Source organism: Pseudomonas sp. GCM10022186 (assembly GCF_042656385.1).
Lineage (GTDB): Bacteria > Pseudomonadota > Gammaproteobacteria > Pseudomonadales > Pseudomonadaceae > Metapseudomonas.
The window spans coordinates 65,116-91,113 of the sequence record NZ_JBHSOU010000044.1 but is presented as its reverse complement, the minus strand read 5'-3'; the positions used below and the strand labels follow the sequence as shown (position 1 = coordinate 91,113).

Genomic DNA, 25,998 nt, shown 5'->3' with positions numbered 1-25,998 from the left:
CGACATTCTATTGAAGCCCCCGGGGCCGCGCAAGAAAATCTGGCGATATTTTGAACAAGCTGGAAGCTGGAAGCTGGAAGCTGGAAGCTGGAAGCTGGAAGCTGGAAGCTGGAAGCTGGAAGCTGGAAGCTGGAAGCTGGAAGCTGGAAGCTGGAAGCTGGAAGCCAGTGTGTGGGCGCGCTTCGGTGCGCCGTCAAGCGCTTGCTTCCAGCTTCAGGCTTCAGGCTTTCAGTTTTCTTTGGCGTACCGCCTCGAACAGGCAGACCCCCGTGGCCACCGAGACGTTCAGGCTGCTGACGCTGCCGGCCATGGGCAGCTTGACCAGGTAATCGCAATGCTCGCGGGTCAGGCGACGCATGCCCTTGCCTTCGGCGCCCATGACCAGCACGGTGGGGCCGGTCATGTCCTGGTCGTAGACCTCCTGCTCGGCCTCACCAGCGGTACCGACCACCCAGAGGCCCTTCTTCTGCAGCTTCTCCAGGGTACGCGAGAGGTTGGTCACCGCCACCAGCGGCATGACCTCCGCGGCGCCGCAGGCCACCTTGCGCACCGTGGCGTTGAGGGTGGCGGACTTGTCCTTGGGCACTATCACCGCCAGCACGCCGGCGGCATCGGCGGTGCGCAGGCAGGCGCCGAGGTTGTGCGGGTCGGTGACGCCGTCCAGGGCCAGCAGCAGCGGCGCACCGGACGTGCGCTCGAGCAGCTCGTCGAGCATGTTCTCGCCCCAGACCTGGCTTGGGCTGACCTCGGCCACCACGCCCTGGTGGACGCCTTCGGCCCACTCGTCCAGCTCATGGCGATCCTTGTGCCCGACTGCGATGCGGTGCTGCCCGGCCAGGTCGAGGAGAACCTGGACGCGCGGGTCATGCCGGCTTTCCGCCAGCCACAGTTGCTTGACGCGCTTGGGGTGATGGCGCAGCAGCGCCTCCACGGCATGCACGCCGTAAACCTTTTCCAACTGACTCATTTCTTGACCTTGCTACCGGGCGCCTTGGGTTTGGGCGGCCCTTTACGGTGTTTCGAGGGTTTGCTGGCGGCCTTGGCCGCCTTGGCTTTCTTCTTCGGCGGCTTGGTGGCGGCCTTCCCATCGCCTTTGGCCGGCCGCTCCAGGGCCTTCTGCGCCGGGCGCGTGCCCTTGCTGGCCTTGGCGCCCTGCCGGGCCTCGTTGAGCAGGGCCTGCTTCATGGCGCGGCTCCTGTTCACATCGGTGTTGCCGAGCATCTCCTCGGCCTGGGCGAGCATTTCCGGCGGCACGACCGGCAACGCCTGGACCTTGCCGGCCCGCTGCCGACGCGGCGCCACCGCGGCCTGGGGCTCATGCCAGGGTTTTTCCTGGGCGGCCGCACGCGCGGCGGCCTTGGCGCCGCGACTGCGCCCCTTGCCCACCTTGGGCTCGGCGACCTTGGCCTTGGCTTTGGCCGGCGCAGGCTTGTCGGCGCCGCGCTGCTTGCGGCCTACGGGAGCGGTGAGGACATTTTCGGAAAGTTCGAAGTCGATCTTGCGCTCGTCCAGGTCGACCCGCGCCACCACCACTTCCACCTCGTCGCCCAGGCGGAAGCTGCGGCCGCTGCGCTCGCCGGACAGGCGATGGTGAATCGGATCGAAGTGGTAGTAGTCCCCCGGCAAGGCGGTGACGTGCACCAGGCCTTCGACATAGATGTCGATCAGCTCGACGAAGATGCCGAATCCGGTCACCGCCGAGATCACGCCAGGGAAGGTCTCACCCACGCGATCACGCATGTATTCGCACTTCAGCCAGTTGGTGACGTCGCGGGTGGCCTCGTCGGCGCGACGCTCGGTCATCGAGCACTGTTCGCCGAGCTGGAACAGGCGGGCCTCGTCATAGGGGTAGATGCGCGCCTTGGGCATGCTCGCCGCGCCGGCGCGACGCACGTGGGCGCTCTCGCGCCTGGAACGGATCAGGCCACGGATGGCGCGATGCACCAGCAGGTCCGGGTAGCGGCGGATGGGCGAGGTGAAGTGGGTGTAGGCATCGTAATTGAGGCCGAAGTGCCCCTCGTTCTCCGGGCTGTATACCGCCTGGCTGAGGGAGCGCAGCATCACTGTCTGGATCAGGTGGAAATCCGGCCGCTCGCGCACCTTTTCCAGCAGCGCCTGGTAGTCGCTGGGCGTCGGCTCGTTCTTGCCGCGGTTGAGGGACAGCCCCAGTTCGGCGAGGAATTGCCGCAGCTTGTCCAGGCGCTCGCTGGGCGGGCCTTCGTGAACGCGGTAGAGCGCCGGGATCTCATGCTGGGTGAGGAAGCGCGCGGTGGCCACGTTGGCGCAGAGCATGCATTCCTCGATCAGCTTGTGGGCGTCGTTGCGCTGGGTCGGCAGGATCTCGGAAATCTTGCGGTCGGCGCTGAAGACGATGCGCGTCTCCTGGGTCTCGAAATCGATGGCGCCGCGCACCTGGCGCGCCGCCAGGAGCACCTTGTAGAGCTTGTAGAGCTGCTGCAGCGGCTTGACCAGCTGCGGCAACTGCTCGGCGAACAGCTTGGCCTCGGTGGATTCCGGGGTTTCCAGGAACTGGCTGACCTTGGTGTAGGTGAGCCGCGCATGGGAATGGATCACCGCCTCGTAGAACTCGTAACCGGTCATCTTGCCGGCGCGGGAGATGGTCATGTCGCAGACCATGGCCAGGCGATCCACCAGCGGGTTCAGCGAGCAGAGGCCATTGGACAGCACCTCCGGCAGCATCGGGATGACCTTCTCCGGGAAGTACACCGAGTTGCCGCGACTGGCCGCCTCCTCGTCCAGCGCCGAACCCACCTTCACATAGTGGGAAACGTCGGCGATGGCCACGATCAGGCGCCAGCCACCACCCTTGCGGGCCTCGGCGTAGACCGCGTCATCGAAGTCGCGGGCATCCTCTCCATCGATGGTGACCAGGGGCAGGTCGCGCAGGTCGATGCGCTTTTCCTTGTCCTTCTCGGCCACCTCGGGCTTGAGCTTGGCGGCTTCCTTGACCAGGGCGGCGGGCCATTCATGGGGAATGTCGTAGCTGCGCAGGGCGACTTCGATTTCCATGCCCGGCGCCATGTAGTCGCCAAGCACTTCCACCACTTCGCCCTGGGCCAGACGGAAGTTGCTCGGCCACTGTTCGATCTTCACCTGCACGAACTGGCCGTGGCTGGCCTTGCCCTGCTTGCCGGCCGGCACCAGGACTTCCTGCTGGATCCTCGGATTGTCGGCGACCACCCGGGCGATACCGCTCTCCTCGAAGAAGCGCCCTACCAGGGTCTCGTGGGCGCGCTCGATGATCTCCACCAGTGCGCCTTCGCGACGGCCGCGGCGGTCGAAGCCGGCGACCCGCGCCAGGGCGCGATCGCCGTCGAACACCAGGCGCATCTGCGCCGGACTGAGGAAGAGGTCGTCGCTACCGTCGTCGGGAATGAGGAAACCGAAGCCGTCGCGGTGGCCGCTGATGCGGCCGCAGATCAGGTCGAGCTTGTCCACGGGCGCATAGGTGCCTCGACGGGTATAGATGAGCTGGCCATCGCGCTCCATGGCGCGGAGGCGGCGGCGCAGGGCTTCCAGCTGCTCATCGGTGGTCAGGCCGAACTCTTCCACCAGTTGTTCCCGGCTGGCCGGGGCGCCGCGCTCATCGAGGCGCTGCAGGATCAGCTCGCGGCTGGGAATGGGGTTCTCGTATTTTTCCGCCTCGCGAGCGGCCTCGGGATCGAGGTTCTGCCAATCGGCCATCAGGGGGTGATCACCTTTTTATCCATATAGAGGGATTTGCCATGTGTCTATTGAAGCGCGAATTCCGATTATCGGTCAGCTTCAGCCGAAGAATAATTTTTTTCGCGTTCAGGGGTTTACAACACAAAAGTCGGCTCGTATAGTTCGCGCCCACAGCGTCGCTGAGACGTTGTGAAGGAAGCGGATGAGCAATCATCGCATCCAGTGCCCAGGTGGCGGAATTGGTAGACGCACTAGGTTCAGGTCCTAGCGGTGGCAACACCGTGGAAGTTCGAGTCTTCTCCTGGGCACCATTTTCAAAACCGAGCTGTAAAGCTCGGTTTAGCAATAAACGGACAGTACGGTTCCGTATCGGTTAATGCTGGTGAATTCCGTATAAGTCGATGAGCGATCATCGCAATGTGCCCAGGTGGCGGAATTGGTAGACGCACTAGGTTCAGGTCCTAGCGGTGGCAACACCGTGGAAGTTCGAGTCTTCTCCTGGGCACCACTCTTCAACAAAGCCGAGCTCTGCTCGGCTTTGTGCTTTCCGGCTTTCGCATTCCTCGTGTTCATCGCCGGACCAAGGGGCCGAGCCTGCGCCCCGCCCCTCTACCCCACTTCGACTACGCCCTGAACTGACCCAGGCTGGCTTTCAGCTGATCGGCCAGACCCGCCAGCACGCGCCCACTGCTGGCGGTCGCCGCGACGGCTTCGGCCGCCTGACGGGCTTCCGCATGGATCACATCCACCCGGCCACGCACGCCATCGGCCCCTGCCGCCTGGTGCTCCGCAGCACGAGCCGCGGCCTGGACCGCGCCATGCACCTGCTCCACCGCCTGCTGCACGCCCTGCTGCAGCCGCTCGCTGTCGCGCAGCGCCTCCAGCCCCTCCACCGCTCGCTGGCGAGCCTGGGAAATCGCCGACACCGCCTCACGCGCGCCGGTCTGCAAGGCAACGATATGCTCCTGGATATCCCCCGTGGACTGCTGGGTCTTGCTGGCCAGCGCCCGCACCTCGTCAGCCACTACCGCAAACCCGCGCCCGCTCTCCCCCGCCCTTGCAGCCTCGATTGCCGCATTCAGCGCCAACAGGTTGGTCTGCTCGGCGATGCCATGGATGACCGACAGCACCATCTCGATCTGCTCGCTCTGCCGCGCCAGCCGCTCGATCACTTCGGAGCCGTTCTGCACCCGCTCCTCCAGGACCTCGATCAGCCCACCCACCTTGCGCGCGATCGCCGCGTTGTCCTGGGCGGCCTGGCGGATCTCGCCCACCTGGCGCAAGGCATCCTGCATCGCCTGACTTTCGGAGCGAGCCTCGGACACCATGTCGGCCAGCGCGCTCAGGCTGCCCTCCACCTCGCTACGCTGGCGCAGGGCCGCGGCCTCGGCGGACTGGCTGCGCCGGGACAAGGCCTCGATTTCCACCCCGGTGCGCTGCGCCACATCGCCCGCTTCCCGCACTATCGGTTGCAGCTTGTCGACGAAACGGTTCACAGCAGCCGCCATCTCGCCCACCTCATCGCGACTGTCCAGCTTGACCCGGCGCGTCAGGTCGCCCTCGCCAGCGGCCAGGTCATTCAGGGCATCGCTCAACAGACGCAGGCGAACAACCACCCGCCGCCCCAGGACCACGGCCAGCACCAGCAGCACGCCGAATCCGACCAGCGCCAGGCCCAGGCCGATGCGCCAGCGCAGTTCGCCCGCCGCCACCTCCACCGCCTGCCGGGTACCGGCGCTCATGCTGCCCGCGGCTTCGCGGGCCGACTGCAGACGCGCGGTCAGTGCGGCACTGCTTTCACTGGCCGCACCGGAAAGGCTTTCGCCCACCAGCTCCCCACTACTGGCGATCAGCGCGGAGAAGCGCTGATCCAGCGCTTTCAGCTGTTCTTCCACGGCGACAGTGGAAACACCCATGCGCACCTTGCCGATTTCCACGCCATTGGGACTGATGGAGGCCTCGACCAGGTAGACGGACGGATCGCTGGCCGCAGCATTCAGCACCTTGTCCAGCGCCCGCTCGCCCTGTCCCTTGGCCAGCAACGCCTTGATCCGGGGATTCTCGCGATTGAGGTAACGGGTCAGATGCTGGCCGCCGGCATCGTCGTAGACGACGAAAAGCACATTGGGATTGCGCTGGGCACGGCGGGCGAACTCGGAGAGGGTGGGCACGTCGTTGTCCCACATGGCACGCGGCGCCACGGCGGCAAGCAGCTGGACCTGGTCATTGGCCGATTCCCTGAGATTCTGCTCCAGGGTCTGGCGCAGCTGCCCACGCTCCTGCTGGAGACGCTCGCCGAGGGCTGCCCCCAGGCGCTCACGGGTCTTCGTCGAGAGCGCACTCAGGCTGCCGGACACCTCCTGCCCGGCCAACTCCAGATCGCCCGCCAGGCGCTGGGTATCGCCGCCCAGGCGCACGCCCAGGTCATCCACCAGGGAATTCACGGTGCCCCGCGTCAGGACCACGGCCACCATCACCTGGACCAGCAGGGCAATCCCCAGGGCGATGAAGACCGGACGCAGCAGGCGACTTTGCAACAAGGAAAGGATGGCTGACACGACTTGAGGCTCCTTTACGACCGTTACCGCTGTAACGGCAACAACTCGGATTTTTAAAGTGCCAGCAAAGTGCGTGCCGACCGGCAGCGCGGATTTCGGGGCGGGGAAAATGACGAAGGGCCGCACTGGGCGGCCCTTCGGGAGGAGTCAGGCGACTCAGGCGTAGGGGTGACGCAGGACGATCGTCTCGTTACGGTCCGGACCGGTGGAGATGATATCGATGGGCGCACCCACCAGCTCTTCCACGCGCTTGATGTAGGCGCGGGCGTTGGCCGGCAGTTCTTCCAGGCTCTTGGCGCCGACGGTGGATTCGCTCCAGCCCGGCATTTCCTCGTAGACCGGCTGCAGGCCGATGTAGCTGTCGGCGTCGGTCGGCGCGTCTTCCAGCAGCTCGCCGTTGGCACCCTTGTAGCCGGTGCAGATACGGATGGTTTCCAGACCGTCGAGCACGTCCAGCTTGGTCAGGCAGAGACCGGAGATGCTGTTGATCTCGATGGCGCGACGCAGGATCACGGCGTCGAACCAGCCGCAGCGGCGGGCGCGGCCGGTGGTGGAGCCGAACTCGTGGCCACGCTTGGCCAGGTAGGCACCGGTGTCGTCGAACAGCTCGGTGGGGAAGGGACCGGAACCCACGCGGGTGGTGTAGGCCTTGGTGATACCCAGGATGTAGTCCAGGTACAGCGGGCCGAAGCCGGAACCGGTGGCGGTGCCGCCAGCGGTGGTGTTGGAGCTGGTGACGTAGGGATAGGTGCCGTGGTCGATGTCCAGCAGCGAGCCCTGGGCGCCTTCGAACATGATGTAGGCGCCCTGCTTGCGCAGCTGGTGCAGACGCGCGGCGACGTCGGTCATCATCGGCTTGAGCAGCTCGGCATAGGCCAGCGCCTCGTCCAGGGTCTTCTGGAAGTCGACCGCCGGCTCCTTGTAATAGTTCTGCAGGACGAAGTTGTGGTAGTCCAGCAGTTCGCCCAGCTTGGCGGCGAAGCGCTCGCGGTGGAACAGGTCGCCGATGCGCAGGCCGCGACGGGCCACCTTGTCTTCGTAGGCCGGGCCGATGCCGCGGCCGGTGGTGCCGATCTTGGCATCGCCACGAGCCTTCTCGCGGGCCTGGTCCAGGGCGACGTGGTACGGCAGGATCAGGGTGCAGGCCGGGCTGATGCGCAGGCGCTCGCGCACTGGCACGCCCTTCTCTTCCAGCTTGGTGATTTCGCGCATCAGCGCATCGGGCGCGACCACCACGCCATTGCCGATCAGGCACTCGACGTTCTCGCGCAGGATGCCGGACGGGATCAGGTGCAGCACGGTCTTCTCGCCGTCGATCACCAGGGTGTGGCCAGCGTTGTGGCCGCCCTGGTAGCGGACGACGGCGGCAGCCTGGTCGGTCAGCAGATCGACGATCTTGCCCTTACCCTCATCACCCCACTGGGTGCCCAGGACTACGACATTCTTACCCATAACACTTGTCCTCTTCGCAGAAGCTCGAAGCCGGCGAACACCGGCGGAAAACACGGAAACTCGTTAGTGGCCGGCCCATCGAAGCCGACCATGAAACCACTTCCTAGGAAAACGCCGCCACCTGCCAGCGCCCCTCACGCAGGACCAGCTGGCGATCGCAATCGGCCTCCCGCGCGCTCGCCACTTCCTGCCCCGGCAGGGCCTGCACCACGCGCTGTCCGTCGGCACGCAGGCGCTTGACCTCGTACCAGAGGTAAGGATCGTGGCTGTCGGGCGCCCAGATGCCAGGCACCGGCTGGTCCAGCACCATGCTGCCCAGGGTGACCAGGGTCTTCAGGTCGGTGGAGAAACCAGTGGCGGGGCGTGCACGACCGAAGTCGGCGCCGATATCGTCGTAGCGGCCGCCCTGGGCGATGGACTGGCCAACGCCCGGTACGAACGCGGCGAACACCACGCCAGTGTGATAGTGGTAGCCGCGCAGCTCGCCAAGATCGAAGTAGAGCGGCAGCTCGGGATAGCGCAACTCCAGCGCATCGGCGATGGCGATCAGCTCATCCAGCGCGCGGTGCACCTCGGTGGGCGCATCCATCAGCACGCCCTGGGCCAGGTCCAGCACCTCGCGGCCACCGCAGAGTTCGGCCAGGGAGCGGAGCATGGAGGCCAGTTCGTGGGGCAGGTCTTCGGTGAGCTCGGCGACCTCGTCCACCGCCTTGCGCTGCAGGGCGTCGAACAGGCTGCGCTCGACCTCGCCGGAAAGGCCGGCGGCCTTGGCCAGGCCACGATAGATACCGACATGACCGAGGTCCATGTGCACGTCCGACACAGCGGCGAGCTCGAGCATTTCCAGCATCAGGCTGATGACTTCCACATCGCTGGCCGGGCTGGCGTCGCCATAAAGCTCGGCGCCCAACTGGATCGGGCTGCGCGACGTGGACAACGCACGCGGCTGGGCGTGCAGCACGCTGCCGGCGTAGCACAGGCGATTGGGACCTTCGCGACGCAGGGTATGGGCGTCGATGCGCGCCACTTGCGGCGTGATATCGGCGCGGAACCCCATCAGGTGGCCCGACTGCGGGTCGGTCACCTTGAAGGTACGCAGGTCGAGGTCCTGACCGGCACCGGTCAGCAGGGACTCGAGATATTCGATATGCGGAGTGACCACGAAGTCGTAGCCCCAACGCTGGAACAGATCCAGCACCTGGCGGCGGACTGCCTCGATGCGTGCCGCCTCGGGCGGCAGTACTTCTTCGATACCGTCTGGCAGCAGCCAGCGATCTACCGTTGCCATTTCGCCAATCCCCTCTCAGCCGGGCGGCAAGCCATCAGTGAAGCAGATACAGGAGGCCGGTCCCCAGCAACATGCTGGACAGGCCCATCAGGCGGAGATGGCGGTCCTTGAACTCCGCCAACCCAAGCACCGCGGTGCGCCAACGGCGCGGATAGAGGAAGGGCAGGATGCCTTCCAGCACCAGCATCAGACAAAACGCAACGCCGAGTTCCTGCCACATGATTCCCGCGGACGCAAAAAAGCCGGGATTTCCCGGCTGACCCATGATAACACGTTTTCCCTGGCGGTCACCCCGGCGGACGATGAGCGTCCGCCGGGGTGACTGACTCAGCGTGCGGCCTTGTCCAGATAGCGGAAGAACTCGCTATTGGGATCCAGGACCATCACGTCGCTCTTGTTGGCGAAGCTTTCGCGGTAGGCCTGGAGGCTACGGTAGAAGGCGTAGAACTCCTGGTCCTGGCCGTACGCCTTGGCATAGATCCCGGCCGCCTTGGCGTCGCCGTCACCGCGGGTCTCCTCGGCCTCGCGATAGGCCTCGGCCAGCAGGACGCGGCGCTGACGGTCGGCATCGGCACGAATACCCTCGGCCAGCTCCGAACCCTTGGCGCGGTGTTCGCGAGCCTCGCGCTCACGCTCGGTACTCATCCGCTCGAACACGCTGCGGTTGACTTCCTTCGGCAGGTCGATGGCCTTCACCCGCACGTCCACCACCTCGATGCCCAGCTCCTTGCTGGCCATGCGGTTGAGGGCCGCGGTGATGTCGGCCATCAGCGCGTCGCGCTCGCCGGATACCACCTCATGCAGGGTGCGCTTGCCGAACTGGTCGCGCAGGCCCGCCTCGAGACGACGGGACAGGCGCTCGTCGGCGATCTGCTTCATGCCGGAAGTCGCGGTGTAGAAACGCTCGGCATCGGCCACACGCCATTTGGCATAGGCATCCACCATCACCGCCTTCTTCTCCAGGGTGAGGAAGCGCTGGGTCGGCGAATCCAGTGTCAGCAGCCGGGCGTCGAACTTGCGCACCTGGTTGACGTAGGGAATCTTGAAGTGCAGGCCCGGCTGCACGTCAGCATCGACAATACGGCCGAACTGCAGGAGGACAGCCTTTTCGGTCTGCGACACGATGTACAGGCTGCTCCACAGAAGCAGAGCCACCACCACGCCGCCGATCAGGGCAAACAGCGATTTATTGCTCATCAGCGACTCTCCCTGGAACGCGAATTGCGCTGCTGCAAGTCAGTGGCGACGCGCGAACCGAGGTCGCTGCCGCTGGTGGCCGCCGATGCGGCCGGAGCCGTCGGCGCGGGGCTGCCACCGCGGCTGTCGATCATCTTGTCCAGCGGCAGGTAGAGCAGGTTGCTCTGGCCGTCCTTGCCGGACACCAGAACCTTGCTGGTATTGGCCAGTACCTCCTGCATAGTTTCGAGGTACAGGCGCTGGCGAGTCACTTCCGGCGCCTTCTGGTACTCGGTGAGCAGCTTGCTGAAGCGGTCAGCCTCACCCTGGGCGCGGGCGACGACTTCGTCGCGGTAGCCGTTGGCATCCTCGATGATGCGCTGGGCCTGGCCACGGGCCTCGGGCACCACGGCGTTGGCATAGGCCTCGGCCTGGTTCTTGGCACGCTGCTCGTCTTCGCGGGCGCGGATCACGTCGTCGAAGGCTTCCTGCACTTCACGGGGTGCGGCCGCGCTCTGGACGTTGACCTGGGTGACGGTGATGCCGGTGCGGTAGTTGTCGAGGAAGCGTTGCAGGCGCTCCTTGATCTCGCTGGCCATCAGTTCGCGCCCCTCGGTCAGCACCTGGTCCATCTCGGTGGAACCCACCACGTGGCGCAGGGCGCTTTCGGTGGCGTGCTGCAGGCTGACCTCGGGCTGATCGACGTTCAGCACGAAGTCCTGGAGGTTGCTGATCTTGTACTGGACGGTGAGCGGCACTTCGACGATGTTCTCGTCCTCGGTGAGCATCTGCCCCTGCTTGCTATAGGCCCGCTCGCGGGTGACGTTCTCCTGGAACTTGCGATCGATCGGCGGGAAGTAGATGTTCAGGCCGGGGCCGACGGTCTCGTAGTACTTGCCGAAGCGCAGCACCACGGCCTGCTCCTGCTCGTCCACCACATAGACCGCACTGTACAGCCAGACCACGGCAAGCAGGGCCAGGCCGATGCCGAGCAGGCCGAAGCCGCCCGACCTGCCGCCGCCTTCGTCGCCGCCGCCACGTTTCTTGCCGCTGCCGAACAGTCCGTTCAGGCTGTCCTGCAGCTTGCGGAAGGCTTCGTCCAGGTCCGGTGGCCCTTTGCGGTCGCCGCCACGGCGCCCACCCCAGGGGTCCTGGTTATTCGAATTGCCACCCGGCTCGTTCCAAGCCATAGCGCTCTCCATATTGATAAAGCGAAGACGCGCCCACGGCGCGCCCGCCCATGCTACCCAAGCCCGCGGCCCGCCGCAAAATCACCTAAACGGGCTTTATTGCAAAGTGTGTTGCTCGAGAAACTCGCTCGGCTGCCAGCCCTCGCGGCTGACGAGCCGGTTCAGTTCGACGCGCGGCAAACGCACTGCCAACAGGATGTCGCCGACCTCGTTGTGCTCTTCCGTCTGCACGGCACCCATTGCGAAGAACTGCGCCCGCAGCCGACCGAAACGCTGCGGCAGGCGCAAGGTACCGACGAACAGGTCCTCGCCCAGCAACTCGGCCACCGCCTGTTCCAGCAACCCGAGGCCACTACCATCGCGCGCCGAAAGCCAGACCCGCTCGGGCTTGCCGTCCTCGTCGCGCTGGATGTGCGGCTCGACGTTTTCCAGCAGGTCCACCTTGTTATAGACCTCCAGCATCGGCAGGCCCTCGGCACCAATCTCGCCCAGCACCGCCAGCACCTGCTCGATCTGCGCCATGCGCTCGGGCTCGTGAGCGTCGATCACATGCAGCAGGAGGTCGGCGTTGGAGGATTCTTCAAGGGTAGCCCGGAAGGCCTCCACCAGTTTGTGCGGCAGATGGCGAATGAAACCTACGGTGTCGGCAAGCACGATCGGCCCCAGGTCTTCCAGCTCCAGCCGGCGCAGGGTGGGATCGAGCGTGGCGAAGAGCTGGTCGGCCGCATAGACCTCGGATGTGGTCAGGGCATTGAACAGGGTGGACTTGCCGGCGTTGGTGTAACCGACCAGGGAAACCGCCGGGATATCCGCGCGCTTGCGCCCACGGCGTGCCTGCTCGCGCTGGCTGCGAACCTTCTCCAGGCGCTGCTTGATCTGGCGGATCCGCACACGCAGCAGGCGGCGGTCGGTTTCCAGCTGGGTTTCACCCGGGCCACGCAGGCCGATACCGCCTTTCTGGCGCTCGAGGTGAGTCCAGCCCCGCACCAGGCGCGTGCTCATGTGATTGAGCTGGGCCAGTTCGACCTGCAGCTTGCCCTCATGGGTACGGGCGCGCTGGGCGAAGATGTCGAGAATCAGTCCGGTACGGTCGAGCACCCGGCACTCGAAGGCGCGCTCGAGGTTGCGCTCCTGACTCGGCGTGAGGGTGTGATTGAAGATGACCAGTTCGGCCTTCTCGGCCTTGACCAGGTCATGAAGCTCGTCGACCTTGCCGCTGCCGATCAGGTACTTGGCCGTTGGCTGGTGACGGGAAACGGAGACGAACGCCACCGTATCCGCACCGGCCGAACGTGCAAGTTCCAGGAACTCCTGCGGGTCTTCGCGCGCCTCGGGATCTTGGCCTTCCAGATGAACCAGGATGGCCCGTTCACCACCACCAGGGCGTTCGAAAAACAAAGCAGTCTCCTATTTAGGCGTTACCCGGCTCAGGCTGCTCCTGCTCGGAAGCGCTGGGCAGGCGTACCGGACGGCTCGGCACAACAGTGGAAATAGCGTGCTTGTAGACCATCTGGCTGACAGTGTTCTTCAGCAGAATCACGAACTGGTCGAAGGATTCGATCTGGCCCTGCAGCTTGATGCCGTTGACCAGGTAGATGGAAACCGGTACGCGCTCCTTACGCAGGGTATTGAGGTAAGGGTCTTGTAGCGAATGCCCTTTTGACATGTGCCGCACTCCTTTAGGGATCAATCGTTTTAGTATTCAAATGAAAGGAAAATAGCCAATACCTCCCTACCCCCAAGGATAGACGGTTACCGGCGAGGTCTCAGATCAATATGGAGACCGACTTCAGGTATTTCAAGGTACGCGGCAGATTGTCGCAAGCCAGGCTGTCCAGCCAGTACAGGTCGGACCAACTGCGTAACCAGGTGAACTGTCGTTTGGCGAGCTGGCGGGTGGCGATGATGCCCCGCTCCTCCATCTCGGCCCGGGTCAGCCCGCCATCCAGGTAATCCCAGACCTGGCGGTAACCGACCGCCCTTATAGACGGCAACCCTGGATGCAAGTCACTTCTGCTGCGCAGCGCTTCGACCTCTTCGATGAAGCCCTGTTCCAGCATCAGGCGAAAACGTTGCGCAATTCTTTCGTGCAACACCTGGCGCTGCGCCGGCGCGATGGCCAAGTGCGCGACAGTATACGGCAAATGCGCCGAACCTTGCGCGTTCCCGGCCAGATTTTGCGCGGCCTGGCGCTGGCGATGGGCCGTCATGCTGAGCCCGCTGACCTTGTAGACCTCCAGCGCACGGGTCAGGCGCTGGGGATCATTGGGATGGATGCGCGCCGCGGACTCGGGGTCCACGGCCGCCAGCTCCCGGTGCAGGGAATCCCACCCTTCCCGAGCGGCCCGGGCCTCCAGTTCGGCGCGCACTTGCGGATCGGCGCTGGGCATGTCCGCCAACCCCTCCAGCAACCCCTTGTAATAAAGCATGGTGCCGCCCACCAGCAACGGGATCCGCCCCTTGGCGGTGATTTCCGCCATGGCGGCCAGGGCATCGGCGCGGAATTCCGCGGCGGAGTAGCTCTCGGCCGGGTCACGGATATCGATCAGTCGATGGGGAAACTCGGCCAGGATGGCCTTGTCCGGCTTGGCGGTGCCGATGTCCATGCCGCGATAGATGAGCGCCGAATCGACGCTGATCAGCTCGCAAGGCAGGGTTCGCGCCAGTTCCAGGGCCAGGTCGGTCTTGCCGGCGGCCGTGGGGCCCATCAGGAAGATGGCGGGAGGAAGTCGGGACATTGGCGAACTCGAAAGTCTGGCTGGAGGCTGGAGGCTGGAGGCTGGAGGCTGGAGGCTGGACGAAAGACTGTTTCGTCCAGCGTCGAGCCTCAAGCGCTTTTATCGGCTTTAGCGCCTACCGACCGCGCAGGAACAGCTTGTCCAGGTCATCCATGCCCAGCTGTGTCCAGGTCGGGCGCCCATGGTTGCACTGGCCACTGCGCTCGGTGTGCTCCATGTCGCGCAGCAGGGCGTTCATTTCCGGCTGGGTCAGCCGGCGGTTGGCACGCACCGCGCCGTGGCAGGCCATGGTCCCCAGCAGCTCGTTCAGATGAGCCTGGATACGGTCACTGGTGCCGTACTCCAGCAGATCGGAAAGCACGTCGCGCACCAGCTGGGAGGCCTCGGCCTGTTTCAGCAGGGCGGGAATCTGACGGATGGCCAGGGTTTCCGGGCCGAGGCGCTGCAGTTCGAAGCCCAGGCGACGGAACCACTCGCCATGCTCCTCGGCGCAATCGGCCTCACGCTGGCTGACCGCGATGGATTCCGGCACCAGCAAGGGCTGGCCCTTGAGGCCTTCGCTGGCCATCGCCACTTTCAGACGCTCATAGGTAATGCGCTCATGGGCCGCGTGCATGTCCACCAGCACCAGGCCCTGGGCATTCTCGGCCAGGATGTAGATCCCCTTCAGCTGAGCCAATGCATAACCGAGCGGAGGCACATCCCCCTGGGCTTCGGGCAGGGCAGCTGGGGTGGCGGCGGGCAGCGGGGCAAAGAACTCGCGGTAGGCACCCTGGGCTTCCGCGAGCGGGACAGCGGGCTGCGGGCGCGGCGCCTGATAACCGCCGGACGGCGGGCGCCACGCCGGCTCGGGCGCCGGCTGTTCCAGCACATTGGCAGCCAGGCTCATCTCACCCTGGGCGCCGAACTCGCCGGCGGCGAGACCGCTCGGGCGCACCACGGCATCGGTGGCCGCCGGCGCCGCCAGCTGATCCTCGGGACGCACTTCGCCCAGGGCGCGGTGCAGGGTTCCGTAGAGGAAGTCGTGGACCATGCGGCTGTCGCGGAAGCGCACCTCGTGCTTGGTCGGGTGCACGTTGACATCGACCACCGCCGGATCGACCTCGAAGAACAGCACGAAGGTGGGGTGTCGGCCGTTGTACAGCACATCCCGGTAGGCCTGGCGTACGGCGTGGGCGACCAGCTTGTCGCGCACCATGCGGCCATTCACATAGAAGTACTGCAGGTCCGCCTGGCTGCGGGAGAAGGTCGGCAGGCCGACCCAGCCCCAGAGATGCAAGCCGTTGCGCTCGACCTCGATGGGCAGCGCCTGCTCCAGGAAGGCCGGGCCGCAAACGCTGGCGACTCGGCGGGCGCGGGCGATGGCGTCGCGCGCTTCGTGCAGGGCGAAGATGGTCTTGCCGTTGTGGCGCAGGTGAAAGGCCACGTCGAAGCGGGCCAGGGCCAGGCGCTTGATGACTTCCTGCAGGTGGTCGAATTCGGTCTTCTCCGCCCGCAGGAACTTGCGTCGCGCCGGGGTGTTGAAGAACAGGTCGCGCACTTCCACCGAGGTGCCCACGGGATGGGCGGCGGGCTGCACTCGCGCCTCCATGTCGCGCCCTTCGGTCTCGACCTGCCAGGCCTGGTCCGCATCGGCGGTGCGCGAGGTCATGGTCAGGCGCGCCACCGAACTGATGGACGCCAGGGCCTCGCCGCGGAAACCCAGGCTCATCACCCGTTCCAGGTCTTCCAGGTCACGGATCTTGCTGGTGGCGTGGCGGGCGAGCGCCAGCGGCAGGTCGTCCGCAGGAATGCCACCGCCGTCGTCCCGCACCCGCAGCAACTTGATACCCCCCTGCTCCACTTCGACGTCGATGCGCCGGGCACCGGCATCCAGGCTGTTCTCCAGCAGCTCCTTGATGACCGAGGCCGGACGTTCGACCACCTCACCGGCGGCGATCTGGTTCGCCAACCGCGGGCTCAGCAGCTGGATGCGCGGCAACGTACTCATGGCTGGGCCGCCAGGGTCGCGGCAGGGATGTTCAGGGTCTGGCCGACCTTGATGCTGTCGTTTTCCAGGGAGTTGGCCTTGCGCAGGGCGGCCATGCTCACTTCATAGCGCTGGGCAATCAGCGCCAGGCTTTCGCCGGAAGTGACCACATGCTCCCGCGGGCCGATGGCGATCTTGCCCTGGTCACGCAGCCAGGCGATGTAGGTGCCAGGCGGCGGGTTCTGCTGGAAGAACTGCTTGATGCCGGTCTGGATAGAGCGCGCCAGCGCCTGCTGGTGGCTCGGGGACGCCAGCTTCTGGGACTCGTTATGATTGGAGATGAACCCGGTTTCAACGAGGATCGACGGAATATCCGGCGACTTCAGCACCATGAAGCCCGCCTGCTCCACCCGGCGCTTGTGCAGCGGGGTGACGCGGCCGACGTTGGACAGCACCTTCTGCCCGACATTGAGGCTGGAGGACATGGTGGCGGTCATCGACAGGTCCAGCAGCACCCCGGCGAGCATGCGGTCCTTGTCGTCCAGGCTGACGCTGCCCACGCCACCGATCAGGTCGGAACGGTTCTCGTTGTCGGCCAGCCAGCGTGCGGTTTCCGAAGTGGCGCCGCGGTCCGACAGGGCGAACACCGAGGCGCCGAAGGCACTGCGGCTGGGGGCGGCGTCCGCATGAATGGAGACGAAGAGGTCGGCACCCTTCTTGCGGGCGATCTCGGTGCGCTTGCGCAGCGGGATGAAATAGTCGCCGGTCCGCACCAACTCGCCGCGGAAGCCTTTCTCCCGGCTGATCTGGCGCTGCAGCTCCCGGGCAATGGCCAGGGTCACGTTTTTCTCGTGCTGCCCCTTGGGCCCGAGGGCGCCGGGGTCCTCGCCGCCGTGGCCGGCGTCGATGGCGACGACGATATCGCGCTTGCCGCCCGGCGCCGGCGGCAGCTTGCTGGGCGCCGGCTGGGTCGGGGTAACGGGAACCTGGGGCGCGCTCGGCGCCGTGGCCACCTGGGGGGCACTGGCATCAACGGCGGCGGCTTCCGGGTCGAACAGGTCCACCACCAGGCGGTTGCCGTACTGCTGGTTGGGCGCCAGGGCGAAGCTCTTCGGCGTCACGGCGGCCGACACATCGATCACCACCCGCAGGTCGGTGGGGGTGCGCTGGGCGGAACGGACGGAGGTGATCGGCGTATTGCTGAGGGACAGCTGCTCCAGCTTGGTGGCCAACTGGGCGCCATTGATATCGATGACGATACGGTTCGGCGCGGTCAGGGTGAAAACGGAATGCTGGACAGGTCCGGACAGGTCGAAGACCAGGCGGGTGTTGTCCGGCGCACGCCAGAGCCGCACCCCGCGGACCTCCGCGGCAGCCAGGACATCAGCGGCGAACGCCGCGAACAGAATCCCAATCCCGGCAAACAGTGCGCGCGAGCGCATACCCCACCCCATCTTTGTTTTCATGCTCCCATGGCCAGGGCGGCACACCATGCTTCGCCGCGCTCGGTGTGTGGCGACAACCGCAGCGAACGGCCGCCCGCTTGCGGCGTAATGTTAATGTCCAGGTCGGCCTTTGGCAAAATGCCTGCGCCCCGCTGGGGCCACTCGATCAGGCACAGGGCGTCGCCTTCGAAGTAGTCGCGGATACCCAGAAATTCCAGTTCTTCCGGGTCCGCCAGGCGGTATAGATCGAAATGGAAGGCGCGCTTGTCGCCTATCTCATAAGGCTCGACCAGGGTGAAGGTCGGGCTCTTCACTGCCCCCGCATGCCCCAGCCCCCGCAGGATGCCGCGAGATAGAGTGGTCTTGCCCGCCCCCAGGTCCCCGTGCAGGTACAGAACGCCGTGTCCGGCGGTCAGGGTCGCCAGGCGAGCGCCGAGGGCCAGCATGGCCTCCTCGCCTTCGGCATGCAGGATCACTTCAGGCACGGCGCAAACTCCTCGAGCAGCTGACGAATGGTCGGAATCAGGTCACTGGCCGCCAGCCCCCGGCCCTCCCGGGCCAGGTTCTCGCCAGCATTGGCGTGCAGCCAGACGGCCAGGCAGGTGGCGGCGAAGCCATCCATTCCCTGGGCCAGCAGGGCACCGATGAGCCCGGCGAGCACGTCACCGAGCCCGGCCCCGGCCATCACCGGATGGCCACGATCACAGAGCGCCAGACGCCCATCGGGGGCCGCCACCAGACTCCCGGCGCCCTTGAGCAGGGCGACCGCATTGAATTTCCGCGCCAGGGCCAGGGCGGCGCGCGGCCGGTCGGCCTGCACCTCGGCGGTGGGAATGCCCAGCAGGCGGGCCGCTTCGCCCGGGTGCGGGGTGATCACGCAGGCGCCGGGCAGGCTGACCTGCCCGACGGCCAGCAGGTTGAGCGCATCGGCATCCCAGACCTGGGGCACGGCGAGGCCGGCCACCGCGCTGAGCAGGCTGCGCCCCCAGGCGCCCTGCCCCAGCCCCGGCCCCGCCACCAGCACATCGGCCCGTTCCGCCAAGGCCAGCAATTGATTGGCGGAAGCCACCCCGGCGCACATCACTTCCGGGCGCCGGGCCAAGGCGGCCGGCACATGTTCCGGCCGGGTCGCCAGGGACACCAGCCCGGCACCACTGCGCAGGGCGCTTTCCGCCGCGAGCAGCGCGGCGCCACCGAGACCACGATCGCCGCCCACCACCAGCAAGTGGCCGAACTGCCCCTTGTGCGCGGTGCGCGGACGTTGCGGCAGGCGCGGCAGGCTGCCGACGGCCATACGCTCGGCCACTCGCGGGGTGGCGGCGGTGAGCACCGGGTCGGCCTGGAGGTCGTCGAACACCAGCTCGCCCAGCTGATCCGGCGCATCGGCGGTGAACAGGCCGAGCTTGAGGCCGATGAAGGTCACCGTGAGATCCGCACGCACCGCGACGCCCAGCACACGCCCGGTGTCGGCGCAGAGACCGGACGGGATATCGATGGCCAGCACCGGCAGGCCGGAGGCATTGAGCAGGCGAATGGCCTGGGCATAGGGCTCGCGCACCGCACCCGACAGCCCGGTGCCGAGCAGGGCATCCACCACCACGCCTTCCAGGGCGGCACATTCGCTCCAGGGCTGGATGGCGACGCCGGCAACGACGGCTTCGTCCCGCGCCAGCGCCGCATCCCCGGTCAACGCATCGGCCGCGCCAACCGCCAGCACCCTTACCCGCCAGCCAGCACGCTGGGCCAGGGCCGCCACCAGGTAGCCGTCGCCGGCGTTGTTGCCACGCCCGGCCAGCACGCTGAGACAGCTGGCGTCCGGCCAGCGCCGGCGCAGGGCGCGCCAGGCCGCATGGGCGGCGCGTTGCATCAATTCGAAGCCCGGGGTGCCGGCGGCGATCAGGCGGGCGTCGAGGTCGCGCACCTGGGCGGCGGAATACAGGGAAAGTGGCAGGTCGTCGCGAGAAGGAAGCATCGGATTCGGTTGCGGCTGCAAGGTCTGGCAGAATTATATCCACCTCAGCACCGGTTTCCCGCCCCAGCATGACCCTTTCCACGCAAGATCTCGCCGCGCTCGCACAATCCATCAAGGACTGGGGCCGCGAACTGGGTTTCCAGCAGGTGGGCATCACCGGCGTCGAGCTCGGCGAGCACGAAGCCCATCTGCAACGCTGGCTGGAGGCTGGCCACCAGGGCGAAATGGACTACATGGCCGCCCATGGCAGCAAGCGCTCACACCCGGACGAGCTGGTGCCCGGCACGCTGCGGGTGATTTCCCTGCGCATGGATTACCTGCCCGGCGACACCCGCATGGCCAAGGTCCTCGGCCAGCCGGAAAAGGCCTACGTCTCGCGCTACGCCCTGGGCCGCGACTACCACAAGCTGATCCGCAAGCGCCTGCAGCACCTGGCCGAGCGCATCGAAAAAGCCATCGGCCCCTTCAGCTATCGCGCCTTCGTCGACAGCGCGCCGGTACTGGAGAAGGCCATCGCCGAACAGGCGGGCCTGGGCTGGATCGGCAAGAACACCCTGGTGCTCAATCGCAAGGCCGGCAGCTACTTCTTCCTTGGCGAGCTGTTCGTCGACGCGCCGCTGCCGGTGGACGAGCCCCATGGCAGCGAGCATTGCGGGCGCTGCTCGGCCTGCCTGGACATCTGCCCCACCGCCGCTTTCGTCGGCCCCTATCAGCTGGATGCGCGGCGCTGCATCTCCTATCTGACCATCGAGTACAAAGGCAGCATCCCCGAAGAGCTGCGGCCGCTGATCGGCAACCGCGTGTTCGGCTGTGACGATTGCCAGATGGTCTGCCCCTGGAACCGCTTCGCCCGCACAACCGGCGAAGGCGACTTCCAGCCACGCCACGGCCTGGACAACGCCGAGCTGGCCGAACTGTTCCGCTGGAGCGAAGAGGAGTTCCTCAGCCGCACGGAAGGTTCGCCCCTGCGCCGCGCCGGCTACGAGCGCTGGCTACGCAACCTGGCGGTGGGCCTGGGCAATGCGCCGACCAGCATTCCGGTACTGGAAGCCCTGCGCCTGCGCCGCGAGCACCCGTCGGCACTGGTGCGCGAGCATGTGCAGTGGGCGCTTGCCCGCCACGGGGCAAGCGCGGGCTGAATCAGACCTTGATGAAGTGCTCGCGGTAGTGCCGCAGCTCGGCGATGGAATCGCGGATATCGTCCATGGCCAGGTGGCTGCTGCTTTTCTTCACCCCGTCGCGTACCGCCGGCGCCCAGCGCGCGGCCAGCTCCTTGAGAGTGGAGACATCCAGGTTGCGGTAGTGGAAGTAGGCCTCCAGCTGCGGCATCTGGCGATAGAGGAAGCGGCGGTCCTGGCAGATGCTGTTGCCGCAGATCGGCGACTTGCCCTTGGGCACCCACTGCTCGAGGAAGGCCAGGGTCTGGGCCTCGGCTTCGGCAGTGCCGATGCGGCTCTCGCGCACCCGCTGGGTCAGGCCGCTCTGGCCGTGCTGGCGGGTATTCCACTCGTCCATCCCGGCGAGGACCTCGTCGCTCTGGTGGATGGCGATGACCGGCCCCTCGGCGAGCACGTTGAGTTCACTGTCGGTGACTATGGTGGCCATCTCGATGATGACGTCCGTGTCCGGGTTCAGGCCGGTCATTTCCAGATCGATCCAGATCAGGTTCAAGGCGTTCTGCATGTCGTGTCTCCAGGGCGGGGCACGCATTCTAGCTTAGAGCCTGCTGCTGCGGGCTGCGTGCTAAACTCGCGCGGTTTTTTCCAAGCGGACCCACCATGGCCAAACGCCAACTGACCCGCCGGCAGAGCTGGCGCATCGAGAAGATCCAGGAAGAGCGCGCGGCGCGCGCGGCCAAGCGGGAGTCCCGCGCCCTCGAGGAACTCGAGGGTGGCGACCTCGGCCCCGAGCAGACCGGCCTGGTGATCGCCCACTTCGGCGTCCAGGTCGAGGTGGAAGCCCTGGAGGGCGAGCACGTCGGCGAGGTGATGCGCTGCCACCTGCGCGCCAACCTGCCGCCACTGGTCACCGGCGACCGCGTGGTCTGGCGTGCCGGCAATCAGGGCAGCGGCGTGATCGTCGCGCAGCTGCCGCGCAGCTCGGAGCTGTGCCGCCCGGACATGCGCGGGGTGCTCAAGCCGGTGGCGGCCAACGTCGACCAGATCGTCATCGTCTTCGCCCCGCTGCCCGAACCCCATGCCAACCTGATCGACCGCTATCTGGTGGCCGCCGAGCACGCCGGCATCCACCCCCTGCTGCTGCTGAACAAGGCCGACCTGGTGGACGACCAGAACAGCGCCATGCTCGACGACTTGCTCGGCATCTACCGCCAGCTGGGCTACCCCTTGCTGGAAGTCTCGGCGCGCCAGGGCGGCGGCATGGAGGACCTGATGGCACGGCTCGACGGGCATATCAGCGTGTTCGTCGGCCAGTCCGGGGTGGGCAAGTCGTCCCTGGTCAACAGCCTGCTGCCGGGCGTGGACACCCGGGTCGGCGCCCTTTCCGAACTCACCGGCAAGGGCACCCACACCACCACCACGGCGCGCCTGTTCCACTTCCCCGGCGGCGGCGAGCTGATCGACTCCCCCGGCATTCGCGAATTCGGCCTGGGCCATGTCAGCCGCGACGACGTCGAGGCGGGCTTCATCGAATTCAACGAACTGCTCGGCACCTGTCGCTTCCGCGACTGCAAGCACGATCGCGAGCCCGGCTGCGCGCTGCTCAAGGCCCTGGAAGACGGTCGCGTGCACCCGCAGCGCATGGCCAGCTACCGGCATATCCTCGCCAGCCTGCCGCAGGACGAGTACTGAGCGCTTCATGCCTGACAGAAAGCGGGGAACGACTCCACGTAGAGTGCGCTGCGCGCACCGGAAACCCTGCGCGGAGTTGCTGGTGCGCGCAGCGCACCCTACCCGCGAGCTCCCATGAAACGGAAAGGCCACGCATTGCGTGGCCTTTTAGTTCGTGTGCGGATCACTGCCCATTGGGCTCATCCAGCTTCAGCGCACCGTCCTCGAAAATATTCAGCTTCTGCCGCAGCTCGCGCGGTTGTGCGGGAGCCGTAGAGGCGTCCGCGGGAGCCTGGGGCGCGACGGCAGGAGCCGGCTCGGGAGCGGCGGGCTTGTCGCCCTCGCCCTGCTCGCCCTCGATGGCGCGCTGGGCCTTCCTGGTCAGGACGATGATGTCGATACGGCGGTTGACCGGATTGAAGGGGTCCTTGCGGTCGAACAGGGCCGACGAGGCATAGCCCACCACCCGCGCCACCTGTTGTTCCGGATAGCCGCCGGCGATCAGGGCGCGCCGCGCCGCGTTGGCACGTCCGGCGGACAGCTCCCAGTTGCCGAACTCGCCATCGCCGGAGTAGGGCTTGGCGTCGGTATGGCCGCTGATGCTGATCTTGTTCGGCACCGCCTTGATGGTCTCGGCGAGGATCAGCAGGATGTCCTCGAAATAGGGCTGCAGGCGTGCGCTACCGAGGTCGAACATGGGCCGGTTGGCGGCGTCCATGATCTGGATACGCAGGCCGTCCTGGGTGATCTCGAAGAGGATCTGGTCCTTGAACTTGCGCAGCTCGGGGTTCTCTTCGACCTTGTTCTGCAGCTCCTGCAACAACAGTTCCAGGCGTTCCCGCTCGATCTGTTCGGCCAGGGTCTCCACCTGGCTGGCGTCCACCTGCTGGTTGTCGGACGAATCCACCGCGGCCTCCTGGGAGTCGGGGGCATCCTTCAATTCCGGATTGAGGGTACGGTCGGGCGCCGGCGTCGGCGTGCCGCCGAGGTCGATGACGTAGGGACTGGCGCTTTCAGTGAAGCCGATGGGGTCCTTGAAGTAGCCGGAGATGGCCTTCTTCTGCTCCGGCGTGGCCGAGGACATCAGCCAGAGCACCAGGAAAAACGCCATCATCGCCGTGGCGAAGTCCGCGAAGGCGATCTTCCAGGCGCCACCGTGATGGCCGGCTGCGTAGCGCTTGACCCGCTTGACGATGATCGGCTGGTTGTTCTCCATGGTTCAGCCTTCAGCTGCCGCGTACGGCCTGCTCCAGTTCGCTGAAGCTCGGGCGGTGCGCCGGGAACAGCGTCTTGCGGCCGAACTCCACCGCCAGGGACGGTGGCATCCCGGATGCCGAAGCCACCAGGCAGGCCTTGATGGCCTCGAACACGTTCAGCTCCTCGCGGGCATCATGCTCCAGGGAAACCGCCAGCGGGCCGAAGAAGCCGTAGGCCGCGAGGATGCCGAGGAATGTCCCCACCAGCGCCGCGCCCACGTGCTGGCCGAGGGCGGCCTGCTCGGCTTCGCCCAGCATGGCCATGGTGACCACGATGCCCAGCACCGCGGCGACGATACCGAAGCCCGGCAGTCCGTCAGCGATGCGGTTGACCGCGTGGGACGGGTGCTCCAGCTCTTCCTTCAGGCTGGCCAGCTCCATGTCGAACAGGCCTTCCAGCTCGTGGGGGGCCATGTTGCCGGAGGACATGATGCGCAGGTAGTCGCAGATATAGGCGGTCATCCGCTCGTCCCGGAGGATCGAGGGGTACTTGCTGAAGATCGGGCTGGCGGCGGCATCCTCGATATCGGCCTCGATGGCCATCATCCCTTCCCGGCGGCTCTTGTTGAGGATCTCGTAGAGCAGGCGCAGCACTTCGAGGTAGAAACCGTGGGTGAAGCGCGAGCCGAACATCTTCAGCGACTTCTTGAACACCACCATCGTGGTGCTGCCGGGGTTGGCCTGGAGGAAGGCCCCCAGCGCGGCGCCGCCGATGATCATCACTTCGAAAGGCTGGATCAGCGCGGCGAGTTTGCCGTGAGACAGGAGGTAGCCGCCGAGCACGCTGGCGAACACGACGATGATGCCGAGGATTTTTGCCATAGGAGGAAGATTGGAGGAGTCAGTAGAAAGGGTTATGAAAGAGCCCCTTCTAATTATCGGAAAATATGCGCCAGACTATAGCCTGTTCAGGCGAAAAGCCAGATTGGCGGCCCTTCTATGTCAACCGCAAAGCCCATGCCACGTAGCCTCGACGGCTGGATCAGGCACCTCGACGGGGTGCGCCTGCCCGTGCCCGCCGCCGCCCATGAAAGGGTCCGTCGCGCCCTGGGCGACAACCGCCGCTCTCTGCGCGACATCGCGGAACTGACCCAGGACAGTCCCGCCCTCGCCCTCAGCCTGCTGCGGGAGGCCAACGCGACCGGCAACCTGCTGAGCAGTCCGGCGGAGAGCCTGGAGGTCGCCCTCAGCCGCCTCGGCCTGAAGCGCGCGGAGATCCTGCTCAATCGCCTGCCCGCCGTCGCCGAGCAGGAGATTCCCCAATCCCTGCGCCAGCTGCAGCTGATCGGCCAGCACGCCGCCCAGCAGGCCAATGGCCTGTTCGCCGTCCGCCTGGCGCGTCTCTGGCAGGAAATCCACTGGTGCAGCCTGCTGTTCCTTTCGCCACTCTGGCCGTTGCTGGCGAGCCACCCGGAGCTGTTCGCCATCTGGGAGAAACGCGTGCTGGGCGAAGGCGAGCCGGCCGCCAAGGTGGAACGCGAACTGCTTGGCGTACCCCTGCTGCGGCTTTGCCAGGCGCTGGCGGAACACTGGAAGCTGCCCGACTGGATCATCCAGGGCTATCGCCTGCTGAACGACGACCGCCGCCTGCTGGTCAAGGCCCTGCACATCGCCCGCCACAACGAACAACCGCTGCACCAGCAGCAGCAACTGGATGCCAACCCCAGCCTGAGCCGCTGGCTGACCCAGCCGGGCAACACGATCCTGCTGGCCAACGGCCTGGCGATTTCCGCCCATGCGGGCTGGAGCGGCGGGCACAGCCTGCGCTGGCAACGCCTCACCGGCCTGTTCATGAAGGTACCGCTGGACGAATTGCAGCAACTGGTACATCAGCAGGCCGCACAGAGCGGGCGCCTGCATGCCCGGGGCGACCTGTGGCACCCGGCACAGGCGCTGCTTTGGCCCTGGAACCGGCATCGACTGAGCCGCGAACCGGTCGCCGCGCCGGCTCCCACCTCCGCGGCCCTGGAAGACTGGCGCCGCCATTGCGCCGAACTGATCCGCACCCCCAGTCCTTTCGCCAATGTGGTGCAACTCAGCGCCTGCGCTCGCGATGCGCTGCAGAGCGGCGGCATGCGCCGGGTACTGGTGTTGCTGGCCGACCGCGACCACAGCCGCCTGCAAGCCCGGCAACAGGCCGGCCTGCCCACGGAGGCCAATGGGCTGCAACTCGATCCCATGCAGAGCCAGGTGCTGCGCCGCCTGCTCAGCCAACCCGCGCAATTGCGCCTGGGTCCGGACAACATGGCGCAGTTTTCGGCGCTGCTGCCGGGCCAGCTGAAGAGCCTGTTCCCGGGCGACCACCTGCTGCTGCGCTCCCTGGCGGTGAATGGTCGCGTGGCCATGCTGGTGGTGGCCGACCAGGATGGGGCACCCTTCGCCGAGCTCAGCCTGCGCGCCTTCGCCAAGACCGCCCAGTGCATCGAGCGGGCCCTGGTGAGCTTCGCCAGACGCGGCCGCTAGGCTTTCCGTTTACAA

Annotated in this window: 21 protein-coding genes, 2 tRNA genes and 1 pseudogene; 5 read left to right on the top strand and 19 right to left on the bottom strand. The window is 66.3% G+C overall.

What is annotated here, in order from left to right; genetic code table 11:
• Nucleotides 1–220: 220 nt before the first annotated feature.
• Together rlmB and rnr are read right to left on the bottom strand one after the other, a co-directional pair.
• The gene (rlmB, locus tag ACFPU0_RS15150) at nucleotides 221–967 is read right to left on the bottom strand and encodes a 23S rRNA (guanosine(2251)-2'-O)-methyltransferase RlmB (RefSeq protein ID WP_377693922.1); all 747 of its coding nucleotides are present in this window, start codon (nucleotides 965–967) and stop codon (nucleotides 221–223) included.
• Complete coding sequence (gene rnr / locus ACFPU0_RS15145) at nucleotides 964–3,705, bottom strand: ribonuclease R (RefSeq protein WP_377693921.1); 2,742 nt, start codon at nucleotides 3,703–3,705, stop codon at nucleotides 964–966. The genes rlmB and rnr overlap by 4 nt, the downstream gene beginning before the upstream one ends.
• A gap of 206 nt (nucleotides 3,706–3,911) precedes the next feature.
• Here rnr and ACFPU0_RS15140 point away from each other — a divergent pair.
• Nucleotides 3,912–3,998 (top strand) — tRNA-Leu (locus ACFPU0_RS15140).
• Nucleotides 3,999–4,108: 110 nt separating this feature from the next.
• Nucleotides 4,109–4,195 (top strand) — tRNA-Leu (locus ACFPU0_RS15135).
• A gap of 115 nt (nucleotides 4,196–4,310) precedes the next feature.
• Here ACFPU0_RS15135 and ACFPU0_RS15130 read toward each other — a convergent pair.
• The 14 genes and pseudogenes from ACFPU0_RS15130 to ACFPU0_RS15065 all read right to left on the bottom strand — a co-directional run bounded on the left by ACFPU0_RS15130 (nucleotide 4,311) and on the right by ACFPU0_RS15065 (nucleotide 19,475).
• Nucleotides 4,311–5,195, bottom strand: a complete 885-nt coding sequence (locus ACFPU0_RS15130) for a methyl-accepting chemotaxis protein (protein WP_377694316.1) — start codon at nucleotides 5,193–5,195, stop codon at nucleotides 4,311–4,313.
• Nucleotides 5,169–5,429, bottom strand: a pseudogene (locus ACFPU0_RS15125) (HAMP domain-containing protein); the annotation flags it as partial. The gene ACFPU0_RS15130 and the pseudogene ACFPU0_RS15125, both read right to left, overlap by 27 nt.
• A gap of 972 nt (nucleotides 5,430–6,401) precedes the next feature.
• The gene (locus ACFPU0_RS15120) at nucleotides 6,402–7,697 is read right to left on the bottom strand and encodes an adenylosuccinate synthase (protein ID WP_377693920.1); all 1,296 of its coding nucleotides are present in this window, start codon (nucleotides 7,695–7,697) and stop codon (nucleotides 6,402–6,404) included.
• A gap of 103 nt (nucleotides 7,698–7,800) precedes the next feature.
• Complete coding sequence (locus ACFPU0_RS15115) at nucleotides 7,801–8,985, bottom strand: ATP phosphoribosyltransferase regulatory subunit (RefSeq protein WP_377693919.1); 1,185 nt, start codon at nucleotides 8,983–8,985, stop codon at nucleotides 7,801–7,803.
• Between the two features lie 34 nt (nucleotides 8,986–9,019).
• On the bottom strand, nucleotides 9,020–9,205 hold the full coding sequence (locus ACFPU0_RS15110) for a DUF2065 domain-containing protein (RefSeq protein WP_377694315.1): 186 nt from the start codon (nucleotides 9,203–9,205) through the stop codon (nucleotides 9,020–9,022).
• A 107-nt stretch (nucleotides 9,206–9,312) separates the two neighbouring features.
• Entirely contained in the window at nucleotides 9,313–10,182 is an 870-nt protein-coding gene (gene hflC / locus ACFPU0_RS15105; protein ID WP_377693918.1) for a protease modulator HflC, read from the bottom strand.
• Nucleotides 10,182–11,351, bottom strand: a complete 1,170-nt coding sequence (gene hflK / locus ACFPU0_RS15100; RefSeq protein WP_377693917.1) for an FtsH protease activity modulator HflK — start codon at nucleotides 11,349–11,351, stop codon at nucleotides 10,182–10,184. The genes hflC and hflK overlap by 1 nt, the downstream gene beginning before the upstream one ends.
• Nucleotides 11,352–11,447: 96 nt before the next feature.
• Nucleotides 11,448–12,749, bottom strand: coding sequence for a ribosome rescue GTPase HflX (gene hflX, locus ACFPU0_RS15095; protein WP_377693916.1), 1,302 nt, complete (start codon nucleotides 12,747–12,749; stop codon nucleotides 11,448–11,450).
• Nucleotides 12,750–12,762: 13 nt separating this feature from the next.
• Entirely contained in the window at nucleotides 12,763–13,017 is a 255-nt protein-coding gene (gene hfq / locus ACFPU0_RS15090; protein ID WP_003453015.1) for an RNA chaperone Hfq, read from the bottom strand.
• A 100-nt stretch (nucleotides 13,018–13,117) separates the two neighbouring features.
• Complete coding sequence (gene miaA, locus ACFPU0_RS15085) at nucleotides 13,118–14,089, bottom strand: tRNA (adenosine(37)-N6)-dimethylallyltransferase MiaA (protein ID WP_377693914.1); 972 nt, start codon at nucleotides 14,087–14,089, stop codon at nucleotides 13,118–13,120.
• Between the two features lie 115 nt (nucleotides 14,090–14,204).
• On the bottom strand, nucleotides 14,205–16,079 hold the full coding sequence (gene mutL, locus ACFPU0_RS15080) for a DNA mismatch repair endonuclease MutL (protein WP_377693912.1): 1,875 nt from the start codon (nucleotides 16,077–16,079) through the stop codon (nucleotides 14,205–14,207).
• Complete coding sequence (locus ACFPU0_RS15075) at nucleotides 16,076–17,512, bottom strand: N-acetylmuramoyl-L-alanine amidase (protein WP_377693911.1); 1,437 nt, start codon at nucleotides 17,510–17,512, stop codon at nucleotides 16,076–16,078. Before ACFPU0_RS15075 ends, mutL begins: the two co-directional genes overlap by 4 nt.
• Nucleotides 17,513–17,520: 8 nt before the next feature.
• On the bottom strand, nucleotides 17,521–17,988 hold the full coding sequence (gene tsaE / locus ACFPU0_RS15070; protein WP_377693909.1) for a tRNA (adenosine(37)-N6)-threonylcarbamoyltransferase complex ATPase subunit type 1 TsaE: 468 nt from the start codon (nucleotides 17,986–17,988) through the stop codon (nucleotides 17,521–17,523).
• Nucleotides 17,976–19,475 carry an NAD(P)H-hydrate dehydratase gene (locus ACFPU0_RS15065; protein WP_377693908.1) on the bottom strand — a complete coding sequence of 500 codons (1,500 nt, stop codon included), beginning with the start codon at nucleotides 19,473–19,475 and terminating at the stop codon, nucleotides 17,976–17,978. Before ACFPU0_RS15065 ends, tsaE begins: the two co-directional genes overlap by 13 nt.
• 68 nt (nucleotides 19,476–19,543) lie before the next feature.
• Here ACFPU0_RS15065 and queG point away from each other — a divergent pair, with 68 nt between their 5' ends.
• Nucleotides 19,544–20,614, top strand: a complete 1,071-nt coding sequence (gene queG / locus ACFPU0_RS15060) for a tRNA epoxyqueuosine(34) reductase QueG (protein WP_377693907.1) — start codon at nucleotides 19,544–19,546, stop codon at nucleotides 20,612–20,614.
• Between the two features lies 1 nt (nucleotide 20,615).
• Here queG and orn read toward each other — a convergent pair whose 3' ends face one another.
• On the bottom strand, nucleotides 20,616–21,158 hold the full coding sequence (gene orn, locus ACFPU0_RS15055) for an oligoribonuclease (protein ID WP_377693906.1): 543 nt from the start codon (nucleotides 21,156–21,158) through the stop codon (nucleotides 20,616–20,618).
• A 95-nt stretch (nucleotides 21,159–21,253) separates the two neighbouring features.
• On the opposite strand from orn, the gene rsgA reads away from it, so the two are divergent.
• Nucleotides 21,254–22,285 (top strand): small ribosomal subunit biogenesis GTPase RsgA, encoded by a 1,032-nt coding sequence (rsgA, locus tag ACFPU0_RS15050; protein WP_377693905.1) that lies wholly within the window; start codon nucleotides 21,254–21,256, stop codon nucleotides 22,283–22,285.
• A gap of 163 nt (nucleotides 22,286–22,448) precedes the next feature.
• On the opposite strand, the gene motB is transcribed toward rsgA, so the two are convergent.
• Both motB and motA read right to left on the bottom strand, forming a co-directional pair.
• Nucleotides 22,449–23,480: a flagellar motor protein MotB gene (motB, locus tag ACFPU0_RS15045; protein WP_377693904.1), complete on the bottom strand. Its 1,032-nt coding sequence runs from the start codon at nucleotides 23,478–23,480 to the stop codon at nucleotides 22,449–22,451.
• 10 nt (nucleotides 23,481–23,490) lie between these two features.
• On the bottom strand, nucleotides 23,491–24,342 hold the full coding sequence (gene motA, locus ACFPU0_RS15040) for a flagellar motor stator protein MotA (RefSeq protein WP_377693903.1): 852 nt from the start codon (nucleotides 24,340–24,342) through the stop codon (nucleotides 23,491–23,493).
• Between the two features lie 117 nt (nucleotides 24,343–24,459).
• Here motA and ACFPU0_RS15035 point away from each other — a divergent pair, with 117 nt between their 5' ends.
• Nucleotides 24,460–25,983: an HDOD domain-containing protein gene (locus ACFPU0_RS15035; protein ID WP_377693902.1), complete on the top strand. Its 1,524-nt coding sequence runs from the start codon at nucleotides 24,460–24,462 to the stop codon at nucleotides 25,981–25,983.
• Nucleotides 25,984–25,998 lie beyond the last annotated feature (15 nt).

Excerpts from the sequence above, each read along its gene's own strand:
- hfq (WP_003453015.1), bottom strand. The coding sequence starts at position 13,017 with ATGTCAAAAGGGCATTCGCTACAAGACCCTTACCTCAATACCCTGCGT.
- hflK (WP_377693917.1), bottom strand. The coding sequence starts at position 11,351 with ATGGCTTGGAACGAGCCGGGTGGCAATTCGAATAACCAGGACCCCTGG.
- mutL (WP_377693912.1), bottom strand. The coding sequence starts at position 16,079 with ATGAGTACGTTGCCGCGCATCCAGCTGCTGAGCCCGCGGTTGGCGAAC.
- motB (WP_377693904.1), bottom strand. The coding sequence starts at position 23,480 with ATGGAGAACAACCAGCCGATCATCGTCAAGCGGGTCAAGCGCTACGCA.
- rnr (WP_377693921.1), bottom strand. The coding sequence starts at position 3,705 with ATGGCCGATTGGCAGAACCTCGATCCCGAGGCCGCTCGCGAGGCGGAA.
- miaA (WP_377693914.1), bottom strand. The coding sequence starts at position 14,089 with ATGTCCCGACTTCCTCCCGCCATCTTCCTGATGGGCCCCACGGCCGCC.
- ACFPU0_RS15130 (WP_377694316.1), bottom strand. The coding sequence starts at position 5,195 with ATGGCGGCTGCTGTGAACCGTTTCGTCGACAAGCTGCAACCGATAGTG.
- motA (WP_377693903.1), bottom strand. The coding sequence starts at position 24,342 with ATGGCAAAAATCCTCGGCATCATCGTCGTGTTCGCCAGCGTGCTCGGC.
- ACFPU0_RS15120 (WP_377693920.1), bottom strand. The coding sequence starts at position 7,697 with ATGGGTAAGAATGTCGTAGTCCTGGGCACCCAGTGGGGTGATGAGGGT.
- ACFPU0_RS15035 (WP_377693902.1), top strand. The coding sequence starts at position 24,460 with ATGTCAACCGCAAAGCCCATGCCACGTAGCCTCGACGGCTGGATCAGG.
- ACFPU0_RS15065 (WP_377693908.1), bottom strand. The coding sequence starts at position 19,475 with ATGCTTCCTTCTCGCGACGACCTGCCACTTTCCCTGTATTCCGCCGCC.
- rsgA (WP_377693905.1), top strand. The coding sequence starts at position 21,254 with ATGGCCAAACGCCAACTGACCCGCCGGCAGAGCTGGCGCATCGAGAAG.
- rlmB (WP_377693922.1), bottom strand. The coding sequence starts at position 967 with ATGAGTCAGTTGGAAAAGGTTTACGGCGTGCATGCCGTGGAGGCGCTG.
- queG (WP_377693907.1), top strand. The coding sequence starts at position 19,544 with ATGACCCTTTCCACGCAAGATCTCGCCGCGCTCGCACAATCCATCAAG.
- ACFPU0_RS15110 (WP_377694315.1), bottom strand. The coding sequence starts at position 9,205 with ATGTGGCAGGAACTCGGCGTTGCGTTTTGTCTGATGCTGGTGCTGGAA.
- orn (WP_377693906.1), bottom strand. The coding sequence starts at position 21,158 with ATGCAGAACGCCTTGAACCTGATCTGGATCGATCTGGAAATGACCGGC.
- ACFPU0_RS15075 (WP_377693911.1), bottom strand. The coding sequence starts at position 17,512 with ATGGGGTGGGGTATGCGCTCGCGCGCACTGTTTGCCGGGATTGGGATT.
- ACFPU0_RS15115 (WP_377693919.1), bottom strand. The coding sequence starts at position 8,985 with ATGGCAACGGTAGATCGCTGGCTGCTGCCAGACGGTATCGAAGAAGTA.
- hflC (WP_377693918.1), bottom strand. The coding sequence starts at position 10,182 with ATGAGCAATAAATCGCTGTTTGCCCTGATCGGCGGCGTGGTGGTGGCT.